The 14,321-nt window shown below is 68.3% G+C and carries 12 protein-coding genes; 11 read left to right on the forward strand and 1 reads right to left on the reverse strand.

Annotation, left to right across the window (positions count from 1 at the left end):
• The first annotated feature begins 29 nt into the window (after positions 1 to 29).
• Genes ACLARN_RS36095 through ACLARN_RS36145 form a run of 11 tightly spaced genes read left to right on the forward strand, consistent with a single transcriptional unit; the run spans position 30 to position 11,029 of the window.
• The gene (locus tag ACLARN_RS36095; RefSeq protein WP_409495962.1) at positions 30 to 356 is read left to right on the forward strand and encodes a cupin domain-containing protein; all 327 of its coding nucleotides are present in this window, start codon (positions 30 to 32) and stop codon (positions 354 to 356) included.
• Positions 349 to 1,068, forward strand: a complete 720-nt coding sequence (locus tag ACLARN_RS36100; protein ID WP_409495963.1) for a cupin domain-containing protein — start codon at positions 349 to 351, stop codon at positions 1,066 to 1,068. The genes ACLARN_RS36095 and ACLARN_RS36100 overlap by 8 nt, the downstream gene beginning before the upstream one ends.
• Positions 1,065 to 1,451: a cupin domain-containing protein gene (locus ACLARN_RS36105; RefSeq protein WP_409495964.1), complete on the forward strand. Its 387-nt coding sequence runs from the start codon at positions 1,065 to 1,067 to the stop codon at positions 1,449 to 1,451. Before ACLARN_RS36100 ends, ACLARN_RS36105 begins: the two co-directional genes overlap by 4 nt.
• Positions 1,452 to 1,470: 19 nt before the next feature.
• On the forward strand, positions 1,471 to 2,988 hold the full coding sequence (locus ACLARN_RS36110; RefSeq protein ID WP_409495965.1) for a GMC oxidoreductase: 1,518 nt from the start codon (positions 1,471 to 1,473) through the stop codon (positions 2,986 to 2,988).
• Positions 2,957 to 4,192 carry a DegT/DnrJ/EryC1/StrS family aminotransferase gene (locus ACLARN_RS36115; protein ID WP_409495966.1) on the forward strand — a complete coding sequence of 412 codons (1,236 nt, stop codon included), beginning with the start codon at positions 2,957 to 2,959 and terminating at the stop codon, positions 4,190 to 4,192. Before ACLARN_RS36110 ends, ACLARN_RS36115 begins: the two co-directional genes overlap by 32 nt.
• Entirely contained in the window at positions 4,189 to 5,706 is a 1,518-nt protein-coding gene (locus ACLARN_RS36120) for an iron-containing alcohol dehydrogenase (protein WP_409495967.1), read from the forward strand. The genes ACLARN_RS36115 and ACLARN_RS36120 overlap by 4 nt, the downstream gene beginning before the upstream one ends.
• Positions 5,703 to 6,263 carry a VOC family protein gene (locus ACLARN_RS36125; protein ID WP_409495968.1) on the forward strand — a complete coding sequence of 187 codons (561 nt, stop codon included), beginning with the start codon at positions 5,703 to 5,705 and terminating at the stop codon, positions 6,261 to 6,263. The genes ACLARN_RS36120 and ACLARN_RS36125 overlap by 4 nt, the downstream gene beginning before the upstream one ends.
• Positions 6,260 to 6,754, forward strand: coding sequence for a quercetin 2,3-dioxygenase (locus tag ACLARN_RS36130; protein ID WP_409495969.1), 495 nt, complete (start codon positions 6,260 to 6,262; stop codon positions 6,752 to 6,754). The genes ACLARN_RS36125 and ACLARN_RS36130 overlap by 4 nt, the downstream gene beginning before the upstream one ends.
• Before the next feature lie 47 nt (positions 6,755 to 6,801).
• On the forward strand, positions 6,802 to 8,466 hold the full coding sequence (locus ACLARN_RS36135; RefSeq protein WP_409495970.1) for an FAD-binding oxidoreductase: 1,665 nt from the start codon (positions 6,802 to 6,804) through the stop codon (positions 8,464 to 8,466).
• Entirely contained in the window at positions 8,463 to 10,163 is a 1,701-nt protein-coding gene (locus ACLARN_RS36140; protein ID WP_409495971.1) for a CocE/NonD family hydrolase, read from the forward strand. Before ACLARN_RS36135 ends, ACLARN_RS36140 begins: the two co-directional genes overlap by 4 nt.
• Positions 10,160 to 11,029 carry an arylamine N-acetyltransferase family protein gene (locus ACLARN_RS36145; protein ID WP_409495972.1) on the forward strand — a complete coding sequence of 290 codons (870 nt, stop codon included), beginning with the start codon at positions 10,160 to 10,162 and terminating at the stop codon, positions 11,027 to 11,029. Before ACLARN_RS36140 ends, ACLARN_RS36145 begins: the two co-directional genes overlap by 4 nt.
• A 410-nt stretch (positions 11,030 to 11,439) precedes the next feature.
• On the opposite strand, the gene ACLARN_RS36150 is transcribed toward ACLARN_RS36145, so the two are convergent.
• Positions 11,440 to 14,172, reverse strand: a complete 2,733-nt coding sequence (locus tag ACLARN_RS36150) for an ATP-binding protein (protein WP_409495973.1) — start codon at positions 14,170 to 14,172, stop codon at positions 11,440 to 11,442.
• Positions 14,173 to 14,321: the final 149 nt, after the last annotated feature.

Raw genomic sequence — 14,321 nt, forward strand, 5'->3', positions numbered from 1 at the left:
GCGCCTGGCGCTGTCTGGCACGTCGCGGCATGTTGCACAGCGAATGCGAGGCCATCGACTACCTCCGGCTGCCGCCGGGCGCAGTGCGGGACGGGCGGGGACGCGCGGGCGTCGAAGCGATCTGGTTCGTCCTCAGTGGACAGGGACGGTTCGTCGATGGTGCGGACCGGTCCCATCCCCTGCGCGCCGGGGATCTGCTGTTCTCGTCCGACGGGACCGGCGGGTCGGTGCGCAACGATTCCACCGGTCAGCTCGAACTGCTCTCGATCGCGTTGCTGCCAGCCGCGGTGACCGACAGGCTGCCTGCCCGGATCCCGACGGCACCGTGGCTGCTGGTCGGAGACGGGCATGTCTGACCGGCTGGTGGTCACCACCCTCGACGAACCGTCCGAGGTCTACGAGATGCACGGCGGCGAACGGGTCGCCCGGTGGAAGTGCCTCGCCAGGCGGAACAATCTGTTCGGGCCGTGGGAGGCGGTGGAACGCTCCACTCTGCCGCCGGGCGCGGCCAGCGGCGTGCACCTGCACAGCAGGACCGAGCAGTTCGATTACGTCGTGGCCGGCTCCGGGGTCATGACGATCAACGGCACGGACCACGAGGTCGCCGCCGGTGACCTGATCACGACCTGCCTCGGCACCCGGCACGGTATCCGCAACACCGGCACCGATGACCTGGTCTGGCTGGTCATCGAGGTGTCCGGCCCGGGAATGGCCGACGGGGTACCGCATCGGGACGCCGACGGTGTCCGCGCCGAGGTGATCGACCTCCGCGAGGCCCGCGACGTCGACGCGCTGGACTACCTCGCCGGACCGTTGCGAAGGGCTCGGCTGGTGCGCCTCGCACCGTCCGAGACCGAGTCACTGGTGGCCGATGAGCAGGAGCACGTGCTGTACACGCTGGCCGGCACCGGGACCGCGAAGACGAGGTCCACCACCGTTCCGCTGCGTGACGGAGTGTCGGTGGGAGTGCCTTTCCTCGGTGCGGTCACGATCGAGGGCGGCCCGGACGGACTGGAGTTCTTTGTGGTGAGTCTTGCCGTCCCAGCGAGCGCGGGCGGTGCGAAATGATCGTTTCCAGCACGCGTGACGGTCTCACCCAGACCTTCGACGGAAGCTCCGGCAACGCTTCGTGGCGGTGTCTCGGACGCCGGGGGATGTTGTTCAGCGAGTGCGAATCCTTCGACTTCGTCCGGCTCGCACCCGGATCCGTCCTCGACGAACGCGGCCGGGGCGACATCGAGGAAGCGTGGTTCGTCCTGCGGGGCACCGGCGAGTTCCTCGAGGACGGGAAAGATCCGCTGCCCGTCCACGAAGGCCAGCTGGTTCTCCTCTCCCATGCGACGGGTGGCCGGTGGCGCGCTCCCGAGGGCTCCCCACTGGAACTGCTGGTTCTGGCACTGATGCCCGCTTCCGTGAGCAGGCGGCTCCCGCCCCGCACGCCGTCCGACTGACCCGAGAAAGGAGGAACAGGTGAACCACGAACGCATCGAGGTCGACGTCCTCGTCGTGGGTTCCGGCCCGGTGGGTGCCACGTTCGCCCGCACACTCGTCGACGGCGGCCGCGACGTCATGATGGTCGACGCCGGGCCGCAGCTGTCCAGCCGCCCTGGCGAGCACCTGAAGAACCATCTCGCCTACCAGCACAGCCACGAGCGGTTCGGTGCGCTGATCCGCGGGCATCTGCACCCGTTGTCGCGTCCCGCCCCCACCGCGGACCTGTCCGGCCAGCTGATCAGTTTGGACGCGGGCGTCGCCACCTACGCGGTGGGTGGCATGGCCACGCACTGGACGGGAGTGACGCCCCGGCACCACCCGGACGTCGAGCGGTCGGACGTCATTCCGGCCGCCGAATGGGACGCGCTCTACAGCGACGCCGAGGCGCTGCTCAACACGCGCACCGACCTCACCGAGGACGCGATCTCCCACCGGCTCGTGCTGGACGCGCTCGCCACCGAGTACGCGGAACTGCCCGACCCGTACGGCGTCCAGCCTCTCCCGATGGCCGCGCAACGTCGCACGGACAACCCCCGGCTGGTGCGCTGGACCGGGGTGGACACCATCCTCGGCCCGCTCGCCGACGGCGAAACCGACGGGTTCCGCCTGCACGAACAGCATCAGTGCACCCGGCTCGTCCCGGCGGCGGACGGCTCGCGGATCGAGTACGCCGAGATCGTCGACCACGCCAACTGGCGGACCCTCGAAGTCGAGGCGAGTACGTATGTCGTCGCCTGCGGGGCCGTGCTCACCCCGCAGTTGCTCCACGCCTCCGGCATCCGCCCGCCGTCGCTCGGCCGCTACCTCACCGAGCAACCGGTCGCCTTCTGCCAGGTCCTGCTCGGGGACGACCTGGTGAAGCGCGCCGCGAGGCCGATCCCGCCGGACGACCTCGACCCGAACGTCTGGATCCCGGTATCGCGGGATCGCCCGTGGCACTGCCAGATCCACCGTGATCTGCCCTACGACGACATGGTCACGGATCCGGAGGTCGACAGCAGGCTGGTGGTCGACCTGCGTTGGTTCGGGCTCGCCGATCCGAGGCCGGAGAACCGGATGCGGTTCTCCGGCACCGCCAAGGACGCCTGGGGTATGCCGGAGGTGGGTTTCGAGTTCTCGCTCAGCGAGGACGACCGCGCGCGGCAGCACCGGATGATGGCGGATCTGCGCCGGGCCGCCGCCGCGCTCGGGCCGTACCTGCCCGGATCCGAGCCTCGATTCATCCTTCCCACCCTGCCGTTGCACATCGCGGGGACCGTCCGGATGGGATCCGACCCGGACACCAGCGTTGTCGATCCCGATTCCAGGCTCTGGGGGGTCGAGAACCTCTACCTCGGCGGGAACGGCCTCATCCCGACGGCCACCGCGAGCAACCCGACCTTGACCAGCGTGGCGATGGCACTGCGGGCAGCGCACGGAATTCTCCGCTCCGGAAACCAACCTTCAGCAGAAAGGCGCGCGCATGAGCGGCCCGGGATACTTGTTCCTCGGTGACGAAGAGAAAGCGCTGGTCAACCGGGCGCTGGACACATGGCAGCTGAACCGGTACCGATTCGACGAATCGGCCGAACCGTCCATGGTCTACATCCTGGAGCGCGAGTTCGAGCAGCGCACGGGCACCCCCCACTGCCTCGCCGTCAACAGTTGCACGTCCGCGTTGCTCACCGCGCTGGTGGCACTCGGCGTCGGTCCCGGTGACGAGGTGATCGTCCCCGGCTACACCTTCATCGCCTCGATCGCCGCGATCGTCCACCGGGGCGCCGTCCCCGTCCTGGCCGAGATCGACGAGTCCCTCACTCTCGACCCGGAGGACGTGAAGCGCCGGATCACCCCGGCGACGAAGGCCATTGTCGCGGTGCACATGCTCGGTGCTCCGGCCGCGATGGACGAACTGCGGCGGATCGCCGACGAGCACGGCCTGTTCCTGATCGAGGACGCCGCCCAGGCCACCGGCGGCCAGTACCGGAACCGCGCGCTGGGCACCATCGGGGACGCGGGCGCGTTCTCGCTCAACCTGTTCAAGATCATCACCAGCGGCGACGGCGGCCTGCTCACGATCGCGGACGACAAGGCGTACGAACGCGCGTTCGCGTTCCACGACCACGGGTTCAAGCCGCTGCGTCAAGGTATCGCCGACGCGGACTCGCTGTTCGGGATGAACCTGCGGATGCACGAACTCAGCGGTGCCGTGGCACTCGGCCAGCTCCGCAAGATCGACGACATCCTGGGGACGCTGCGCAAGCAGAAGACGGCGCTCGTGGAGGCGATCGGCGACCTGCCGGGCGTGACGCGCCGACGCGTCAACGACCCGGACGGGGAATGCTTCTCCTTTCTGGTCCTGCAGTTCGAGTCCGTCGAGACGGCACGTGCGGTGGCTGGCCTGCTCGGCACGTCCACGCTCATCGACTCGGGCCGCCACTACTACGGGAACATGCCCCAGCTGCTCGGGCGCCGGACGCCCACCGCGTCGGACCACCCCTTCGCGTGTTCCGCCCATCCCACCGAGCGGCGGTACGAGCCGAACATGCTTCCCCGGACCGATGACATCCTCGGCCGGTCGGTCGCGGTGTCGGTCGGGGTCGACGACGCCTACATCGGTTCCGGATTCGGCATCAAGCCGTTCTCACCGGCGGATGAGATCGCGACCGTGGCCGGCGCCGTGCGCTCGGCCGTCAACGAAGTGGCAGCGAGGAAATGAACGGACCCGCGGTCGAAGCCCCGCTGACGGAAACACCCGCCCACCGGTGGAGAGTCCAGGCCGAGCAGTCCGTCGACTACGAGGTCCTGATGACGGACGGCGTGCTCGACCCGGCCAACCCGGCGTTGGTGGAGGCGGGAACCACCCTCCGCACCGACCAGATCCGCCGGTTCATCGTGATCGACGCGACCGTGCACGAACTCTACGGCGACGCCCTCCGCAAGTACTTGGAGCACCACAACTGTCAGTACCGCCTGTGCGTCCTGTCGGCCTCGGAGGAGGCCAAGACGATGGAGTCGGTGTTCACCGTGGTGAAGGGGCTCGACTCGTTCGGCATTTCCCGCAGGCACGAACCGATCATCGCCATCGGCGGCGGAGTCCTGCTGGACATCGTGGGCCTGGCCGCCAGCATGTACCGGCGCAGTACGCCCTACGTCCGGGTCCCCACCTCCCTCATCGGACTGGTCGACGCCGGAGTCGGCATCAAGACCGGGGTGAACTTCGGCGACCACAAGAACCGGGTCGGCAGCTACTTCGCGCCGACCGTCGCGTTGCTGGACCGGGGTTTCCTCTCCACACTGGAAGACCGGCACATCAGCAACGGCCTCGCGGAGATCCTCAAGATCGCGCTGATCAAGGACGCGACGTTGTTCCGGCTGCTGGAGGAACACGCCGAGCTGCTGCTCGCCGAACGGCTCACCGGCCAGACACCGACCGGCGACGTCGTGGCGCGGGAGGTCTTCAGCCGCGCGGTGGGCGGCATGCTGGAGGAACTGGAACCGAACCTGTGGGAAAAGCAGCTGGAGCGGCTGGTGGACTACGGCCACTCGTTCAGCCCCACCCTGGAGATGCGGGCCCTTCCCGCCCTTCTGCACGGTGAGGCCGTCACCGTCGACATGGCCCTCACCACGGTGCTGGCCGAGGAACGCGGCCTGGTGTCCACATCGGACCGTGAACGAATCATCGGCCTGATGCGCAGGCTCCGCTTGCCCGTCTGGCACCCGCTGCTGGAACCCGGGCTGCTGGAACCCGCGTTGCGCGAAACCACGCGGCATCGCGACGGGTTGCAACGGATGCCGATCCCGGTGGGCATCGGCGGTGCCTGCTTCCTCCATGACCTCACCGTCGCCGAACTCGGCCGCGCGGCCGAGCTGCTGCGCGAACTGGACGAGGACCTGGTCATCACCGATGTCAACGACGGGTCCGAGGCCGAGGGGAACCGGGTGATCCGCCAGGACGGGATGAGCCGCACCTGGGAGGTCATCACCTGGTCGTCGCTGGCGCCCGGCGCCAGCCGGGAAGAGGACGCGCAGACCGATACGGACAGGTTCTGCTTCGTGCTCGCCGGCGCGGGCGAACTGCACGTCGACGGCGTCTCGCACGAGATGTGTCCCGGCTACCTGGTCGCCACCCGGGCCGGAGCTGTGCACCGGTTCGTGAATCCGGGCACGGAAGACCTGAGCTGGCTGGTGATCGAGGTGTCCGGCACACCGGCGAGGGGAGGTGTCGCGTGACCCCGCGGCGCGGCATCCCCGGGGCGACCGGGGTGCACCACGTCGCCTACACGGTGCCCGACCTGGACCAGGCGGTCGAGTTCTTCACCGAGGTCATCGGCGCGGAGCTGGCCTATATCCAGGGGCCGGTGAAGGACAGCGAGGGTGACTGGATGACCCGCAAGCTCGCCGTGGACGCCGGAGCCACCGCACGGGTCGCGATGTTGCGGCTGGGCCCCGTGAGCAACCTGGAGCTTTTCGAGTACACCGCACCGGACCAGCGACAGCGGATTCCCCGCAACAGTGACTGGGGCGGTCACCATCTGGCCATCCACGTCACGGACGTCGACGCCGCCGCGGCGTATTTGCGCGCCCAGCCGGGCGTCCGGGTCCTCGGTGACCCGGAGACCATCACCGACGGCCCCATCGCCGGTGACCGCTGGGTGTACTTCGTGACGCCGTGGGGAATGCAGATGGAATTGATCAACCTTCCCGCTGGGACGCCGTACGAGCAGCAGACGGATGTGCGGCTGTATCAGCCGGAATTGCCCTGGTCCTCTCACCGAGGAGTGTCATGAGCGAGCGAGTGAACGATTCCCCCGTGCAGCAGACGCTTGTCCCGGCGGGGGAGGGGGAGACGATCTGGTTCGACGGCAACGTCTACACCGTCAAGATCAGCGGCGAAGCGACCAACGGCAGGCTGTCGGTTCTGGAATCCTCGATCCCGCCGGGAAACGGCCCGCCACTGCACGTGCACACCGAGTCGGACGAGGCGTTCTACGTTCTGTCCGGCCAGCTGGAATTCCAGGTCGACGACGAGAAGTTCATCGGCAGGGCGGGGGATTACGTCTTCGTCCCCCACGGCACTCCGCACTGCTTCAAGAACGTCGGCGTGCACGTCGCTCATACGATCTTCGCTTACACCCCTTCCGGGTTCGAGAAGTTCTTCCTGGAGTCGGGTGAACCAGCCGTGCCGAACCAGCCGATTCCGCAGTGGGGTCCCGAGGAGTTCGAACGGGCGGTGGCGATCGCCCCGCGTTTCGGGTGGGAGGGACCGAAGACCAAATAGGAGCAGCCTCACGATCCTCTTTCCAGCGAGCAAAGGAAGTCAGTGCGATGACCGACAAGCACATCGGACACAACCGGCGCAGTTTCCTGGTCGGTACCGGCGCGGCAGCGGTGGCCGTCGGGTTGCCACAGGTCGCGGCCGCGGCCACCGATGCCCCGGCCGACCGGCAGACCGGCTCCGTGGTGGTCCGGCCAGCCGATCCGAGATATCAGGACTTGGTCCGGGGTACGAACCAGCGGTGGGTCGGCAACCCGGAGAGAGTGCACGTGGCCCGGTCGACCGCGGACGTGGTCGCCGCCGTGCAGCTCGCGGTCGACCAGGGGAAGCGGCTGACCGTGCAGGGCGGCGGACATTGCTACGAGGACTTCGTGTTCAACTCGGACGTCCAGGTGGTGATCAACCTGTCCGAACTCGACCAGGTCGCGTTCGACCCCGCGATGCGCGCGTTCTCGGTCGGCGGAGGCGCGACCCTGCTGGACGTCTACGAGAAGCTGTACCGGATCTGGGGCGTGACCATCCCGGCGGGCCAGTGCGCCACGGTCGGCGTCGGCGGGCACATCAGTGGCGGCGGATGGGGCGTCCTGTGCCGGGAACTCGGCCTGAGCGTCGACCACCTGTACGCCGTCGAGGTCGTCCGGGTCGACGCCAACGGCAAGGCGCGTGCGGTGATCGCGACCTCGGACGCCGGGGATGTGAACCGGGAGCTGTGGTGGGCGAATACCGGTGGTGGCGGCGGAAACTTCGGTGTGGTCACCCGGTATTGGTTCCGGACCAAGGACGCGACCGGTACCGACCCGGCCGGGCTGCTGCCCCGCCCGCCTGCCGAAGTGCTGCTCGCGGCGATCTCGTGGCCATGGGAAACGTTGACGGAGAAGGACTTCACCACCATCGCCGCCAACTTCGGCGACTGGCACGTGCGGCATGCGGCGCCGGGAAAACCGGAAAGCGCCTTGTTCAGCTACCTCAACCTCAATCACCGGTCCAACGGGCAGATCGGGCTGCTGACGCAGGTGTCCGGTAACGCGAAGAATCCCGAGAAGCTGTACGCGGACTTCCTCGCCGACGTGACCCGCGGGGTGACCCTGCGGCACGGCCCGTTGACCAATGCGATGGGTGAGTTCGCTCCCGCACCGGAATTCGAGGTGCCGCAACGCTTGCCGTGGCTGCAGGCGACCAAGTACCTCGGTGCGGCCAACCCGATCCTCGCCGACCCGACTTTACGCGGTGACTTCAAGTCGGCCTTCAACCGTGCTCGGTACACCGATCAGCAGATCGCCGGATGGTACAAGCACCTGACTCGGACGGACTTCCACAACCCCCGGGCGCAGCTTATGGTCAGCAGCTACGGCGGCAAGATCAACTCGGTCGGGCGGAGCGACACCGCGTTCGCGCACCGCGACTCGGCGTTCAAGGTCCTGTACCTGGCCTACTGGAACGACAAGGCGGACGACGCCGCGAACATCCGCTGGTTGAGGGACTTCTACTACGAGTCCTATGGCGCGACCGGTGGCGTCCCGGTTCCCGACGCGATCACCGACGGCTGTTACCTCAACTACCCCGACATCGATCTGAACGACCCGGCGTACAACCGGTCCGGCGTCCCATGGCACACGTTGTACTACACGGACAACTACCGCCGGTTGCAGGCCGCGAAGGCGGCATACGACCCTCGTAACGTGTTTCGGCACAGCCAGTCGGTCCGGCTGCCGTGAAAGCCACCGCGGACGTCGTGGTGGAGCGTGACGTCGCCGTTCCCATGCGGGACGGCACCGTGCTGCGGGCGGATGTCCACCGCCCGCGGCACGGTGGTCCGTATCCCGTGCTGGTGCAGCGGACGCCGTACGGCAAGGAGGTCGCGCAGACGGTCGTGTACCGGCATCCGTCCTGGTATGCCAGGCGCGGGTACATCGTCGTCGTCCAGGACACCAGAGGCCGGTTCGGCTCGGCGGGCGTGTTCGATCCGTTCCGGCATGAGGCGGCGGACGGCGCGGACACGGTTCGCTGGGCGGCCCGGCTCGCCGGCGGTACCGGACAGGTCGCGACTTACGGTTTCTCGTATGCCGGTGCGGCGCAACTCCTTGCCGCGGCCGAACAGCCGGACGGGCTGGTGTGCACGGCACCGGGGTTCACCTCCAGTGACTTCTACGAGGGCTGGACTTACACCGGAGGTGCGCTGAACCTCGCCTTCGTGTTGTCGTGGACCTTGCAGATGCTCGGTGCGCAGGACGCGGTGCGCGACGGCAGGCACGCGGACGCACTGGCCGTGGCCAAGGCCGCGGGCGAACTGCCGGGTGCGTTCGGACGGCGGCCGCTCGCGGAGTTCGAGGAGTTGCGCAAGGCAGGTATCGGCTACTTCTTCGACTGGCTGGAGCACGACACCTGGGACGAGTACTGGCAAGCGGTCTCGGTGCGTACGCGCTACGACCGGATGGCCGTGCCGCAACTGCACTTCGGTGGCTGGTACGACACTTTCGTCGAAGGCACGCTGGAGAACTACGCGCGACTGGCTGGGCAGGGCGCGGTACAACGGCTGGTCATCGGGCCGTGGGCGCACGTGCCGTGGTCCGCGACGATCGGCCAGAGCGACTTCGGTGAAGAAGCGCACAACACCATGGACCTCGCCCAGCTGGAGTGGTTCGAGCACTGGCTCTCCGGCCGGGACGACGAACCGGACAGCCCGCCGGTCAAGCTGTTCGTGATGGGGGCCAACAGGTGGCGGGAAGCGACCGCGTGGCCACCGCCGGGTACCAGCGAGCAGCGATGGTTCCTGCACTCCGGCGCGAACCGCGGGCACGGCGCGAATTCGGTGTCCGGGGACGGTGTGCTCGACCGGCACAACCCTGGCGACGAACAGCCGGACGTGTTCGTGTCGATTCCGGCCATCCCGGTGCCCAGCCTCGGCGGGCGGGCGTCGGCCGACGCGTCGATCGTCCCGGTGGGACCCGTCGATCAGCGGCCGGTCGAGGCCCGCAACGACGTTCTGGTGTACACCACGGCTCCGGTGACCGAGCCCCTCGAGGTGATCGGCACCGTCTGGTTGACGTTGTACGCGGCCATCGACACCCCGGACGCGGACTGGATGGTCAAACTGGTGGACGTCTTCCCCGACGGCACGGCCGTGAACCTGTGCGACGGCGCCCTGCGCGCCCGGTTCAGCCCGGACGGGCCGGTCAAGGCGGACGAGGTGCACACCTACCGGATCAAGGTGGGTTCGACCGCCGCACTGGTGGCGCCCGGTCACCGGCTCCGCCTCGAAATCGCCGGCAGCAGCTTCCCCCTCTACGACGTCAACCCCAACACCGGCACCAGGCCGTCCGACGCGAGCGCGTTCGAAGGCCGTCCGGCGGCCCAAACCGTCTTCCATGACAGCGTTCGCGCCTCACACCTGACCCTCCCTGTGTCTTCATGAGTGCACGTGACGCGCGGTTTCCGGTCACCGACCCGGTGGCCCGATTCGACACGACCGCCTTCGACCTGGACGCCTACCTGGGGCGGATCGGCCACCCGCGCGTCGAGCCGTCCGCGGAGACGCTGCGCTCGCTGCACGCCGCGCATGTGCGGGCCATCCCGTTCGAGAACGTCGACGTGGTGCTGCGACGGCACCGCGGCCTCGAGCTGACGGCCATCATGGACAAGCTGGTCCGCCGGAACCGCGGCGGCTACTGCTACGAGCACGGCCTGCTGTTCGCCGCCGCGCTGGAAGCGCTCGGGTTCACCGTGCGGCGCAGCTTCGCCAGGGTGCGGCCGGACCGGGCGAGTGGTTCGTACACCCACATGCTGATGGTGGTGCCCGTCGACGGCGTCGAGTACCTGGCGGACGTCGGCTTCGGTGCCTGGGTGCTGCACCCGACCCCATTGATCGACGGCGCCGAGGTGGACCAGGCGGGCTGGCGGCATCGGATCCGGCGGGAAAACGGTCAATGGCTGTTCGAGAAACGCGCCGCCGACGGCTGGGACACGCTGCACGCCACCCTCGGCCTACCCGCCAGGCAGGTCGACTACGAGGTGTTCCACCACTACACCTCCACCCACCCTCGCTCGCCGTTCACCGGCCAGCTCGTGGTGATGCGGCTGGCCGAGGGGGTGGGGCGGAAGTTCGTTGGACGACGGCTCGTCACCGAGTACGTCGATGGTCGTCTCGAGACCACCGAGATCACCGCCGACCGGCTCGCCGACACCCTGCGCGCGCTGGACGTCGAGCTGACCCCGGCCGAGCTGTCCGCGGTGCGCTCGTTCTACGAGTCCACAAAGGACGATCAACTCGAAGAGCTGTGAGGAGTCACGCGACAGCTGCTTGACCCAGCACTCGCCCGAGGAAACCGCGGATCTTCCTTTGATCAAGGTCATTCCGCCCGGAATCAGACGCGTCCGCTCCCGCGTATCCGAGCGTGGAGGATTGGGTACGCTCAACGATACTGTTGGCGAATTCGTGGCCACGCGAAGCTCTCCTGGCGTGTTGCTGGGGGCCACACGCGTGACTGGACGGCGATCACGCGTGACTGGACGGAGGTCACGTGTGACTGGATGGAGAACTCGGCCGCGGTCGGACTGGGCCGCGAGATCTCCGTCCAGTCACGCGAGTTCTCCCTCCAGTCACGCGTGATCTCCCTAAGAACACGCGGGGACCCTTTCGCATGGCCACGAATTCGCCAACATCATCGCTCAACGTCCCGAATCCTCCACACTCACGAGGTCTCGGCCGGTCGCGGGCTCGTCATGAAACCCATGCCCGTTGCCTTCCTCTCAGTAGATGCGCGCAGGGATATCAGGGCGGGGGTTTGTGCGTCGTGGAGGCGTTGGCGGACTTGGGCAGCCTTGTGGGGGTAGCCGGTGTCGTCGTAGACGGCGGCGGCTTCCTGCCAGCAGGTGGTGGCTTCGCTGGTGCGGCCGAGTTGGTGGAGGCAGGTCGCCAGGACGTCCAGCGGATCGGCGATGGTTTGGTATCGGTTGAGGGGCGTGCTGCGACCGAGGACGATCGCGTCCCGGCACAGCGCGATCGCTGTCTCGGGGTCGCCCAGTTGGTGCCAGGCTCGCGCCACGTGCGTCAACGCCAACGCTTCGCCGGTGAGATCTCCGGCCTTGCGGCGCAGGCGCAGGCCGCGTTCGCCGTGTTCGAGCGCGAGTTGCCCGTGGCCGAGGCCGAGATGGGCGGTGCTGAGATTGCCTTCCGTCATCGCCTCCACGTGCCCGGTGTCGATGCTCCTGCCCAACGGCAACGCCAGTTCGAGCAAGCGCACCGCCTTATCGAACTGGCCCTGTCGAAGCAATAGCAAGCCACGACCGTTGAGTCCGAACACCTGGAGTTGGGTGTCGTCGAGTTGCCGGGCCAGCGTTGCCGCGCGGTCGAGGTCGGCGTGGGCTTGGTCCCACCAGCCCAGTTCACTAGCCGTTTCCCCGCGGTAGAGCAGGAGGGTTGCCTCCTGGGTGCGGTTGCCGATTCGGTTCGCGGCGGTGATCCCGATGTCGTGGGTGTCGATCCTTTCGTGCGGGCTGCCTATGGAGCAGAGGAAGCGGCAGGCGTGGGCGAGGGGGATGGTGTGGTGGTCGAGCCGGTGGTCGGCGGCGTGGTGGAGCGCGGCCAGAATGTTGGCGCGTTCGGTATTGAGCCAGGCCCATGCCTCGTAGAGGTCGGTGATGGGGTGCGGGTGGTCGGGTTCGGCCACGACCGCCGGTAACTTTGGCAACAAGTGGTAGAGGTGGTGGTCGGCGGTGTTGGCGGTGTGGGTGTACCAGGTCAGCATCGCTTCCAACGCACGATCCCGGTCGTTGTCGGTATCGGTGCGACGGGCTAGGTCTGCGGCATAGGCCCGCAACAGGTCGTGGAATCGGTACCGGCCACCGGCGGCGGGCTCGATCAGATGCGCGTCAGTCAGTGCGGCGAGCAGTGGGCGGGTGTCGGCGGGTGACAGTTCGGCGAGTGCGGCGGCGGCTGGCAGCGACAGATCAGGCCCGGGATGTAAACCGAGGCGCCGGAACAGCTGTGCCTGCTCGGGTGGGAGTCGTCGGTACGACCAGTCGAATACCGCGCGGACGGCGGCTCGTTCGTCGCCGAACTCGCTGAGGACGTCGAGGCGGGTGTGGTCGTCGGCCAGTTCTGTGACGACGTCGGTGACGGTGAGGTGGGGGTGGGCGGCGGCGCGGCTGGCCGCGACTCGCAGTGCCAGTGGCAACCTTGCGCACAGCTGGACCAGTTCGGCGACCGCCTCGGGTTCGGCGGCGGCGCGGTCGGCGCCGAGGATGCCGGTGACGAGGTCGAGTGCTTCGGGCTGGGTGAGCAGGTCGAGGGTGAGGCGGTGGGCGGCGTCGGTGACGACGAGGCCGGTGAGGCTGTCGCGGCTGGTGACCACCACCATGCACCCGGCGGTGCCGGGCAGGAGTGGCCGGATCTGTTCGGCGCTGTGGGCGTTGTCCAGCACGAGGAGCGTGCGTTTGCCCGCGAGCATCGAGCGCAGCAGCGCCGCTTGGGCGTCGGTGTCGGTGGGGATCGCGCGGGCCGCGAGTCCCAGGGCCCGCAGGAATCCGCTGAGGGCTTCGCTGGGGGCGACGGGGGTTCCGGGTCCGTAGCCGCGCAGGTTGACGTGCAGGGTGCCGTCGGGGAAGCGGTGCTGGATCCGGTGGGCCCAGTGCAGCGCGAGGGTGGTCTTGCCCATGCCGCCCGCGCCGTCGACGGCGGTGATCACCACCGACCGCGGTCGCTCGTCGTACCGGTCGGGGTCGGGCGGAATCAGTGCGTCGAGCGCGGCCAGGTGCTCGGCGCGGCCGGTGAAGTCCCGTACCGAACCCGGAAGCTGCCGGGGCACCATCCGGTTCGGGCCCGGCGCCGGGCCGGGCGGATAGGGATGGTCGGGCAGGGTGACCCATCCGGTCGTGGCGACTTCTTTGACCTCGACTCGAACCGGTCGCCAGGTCGCGGGCGCTGCGCCGGGTGTGTGGCGGATGACGTCGTCGAACAGCCAGTCCGACGCGATCACCGCCAGCATCCCTGGCGAGGAGGCGAGCGCGGTCTTCAACGGGGCCGCGTCACACAGCCGGAATGCCAGTGTGAGCGACGACGACGTGACACCGTGTTCGTCGTAGCCGACCTCCCCGGCATGCAGGGCGACCCGTAACCGGATCCGCTGTGCTTCGGGATGGGTGTCGTTGTGCACCCGAAGGCGTGTCACGAGCGCAGGCAGCGCCGCTTCCACGAACCTCGCCTTGTCCGCCTCACCCGGCACCAGCGCGAACACCGCGTCTCCGCGATCCTCTCGATAGCACTCGGTCCAGACGGTCCCGGCCGCGGCGAACGCCGCCTCCATGACTTCGTAGAGACCGTCGCGCACCGCCCGCTGATGCGGCCCTGTCCGCCGCCGATCCCCGAACCCCTCCACATCCGCCACCACGATCAAGTGATGCCGCGAACCCCGCCCCTCCGTCATAGTCCAAGGGTCCCAAGAACGCGGTGTGGAGATAAGGGCCGCTTAGGGTGATGCGCCCTTGACGTCCAGGGAAAGGGACGTCAAGGGCGCGATCGGGGGTGGTTCAGGACTTCTTCCGCGGTGCGCGCTTGCGCTTGGCGGGAGCCTCT

This window comes from Amycolatopsis sp. cmx-11-12, assembly GCF_046269425.1.
Taxonomy (GTDB): domain Bacteria; phylum Actinomycetota; class Actinomycetes; order Mycobacteriales; family Pseudonocardiaceae; genus Amycolatopsis.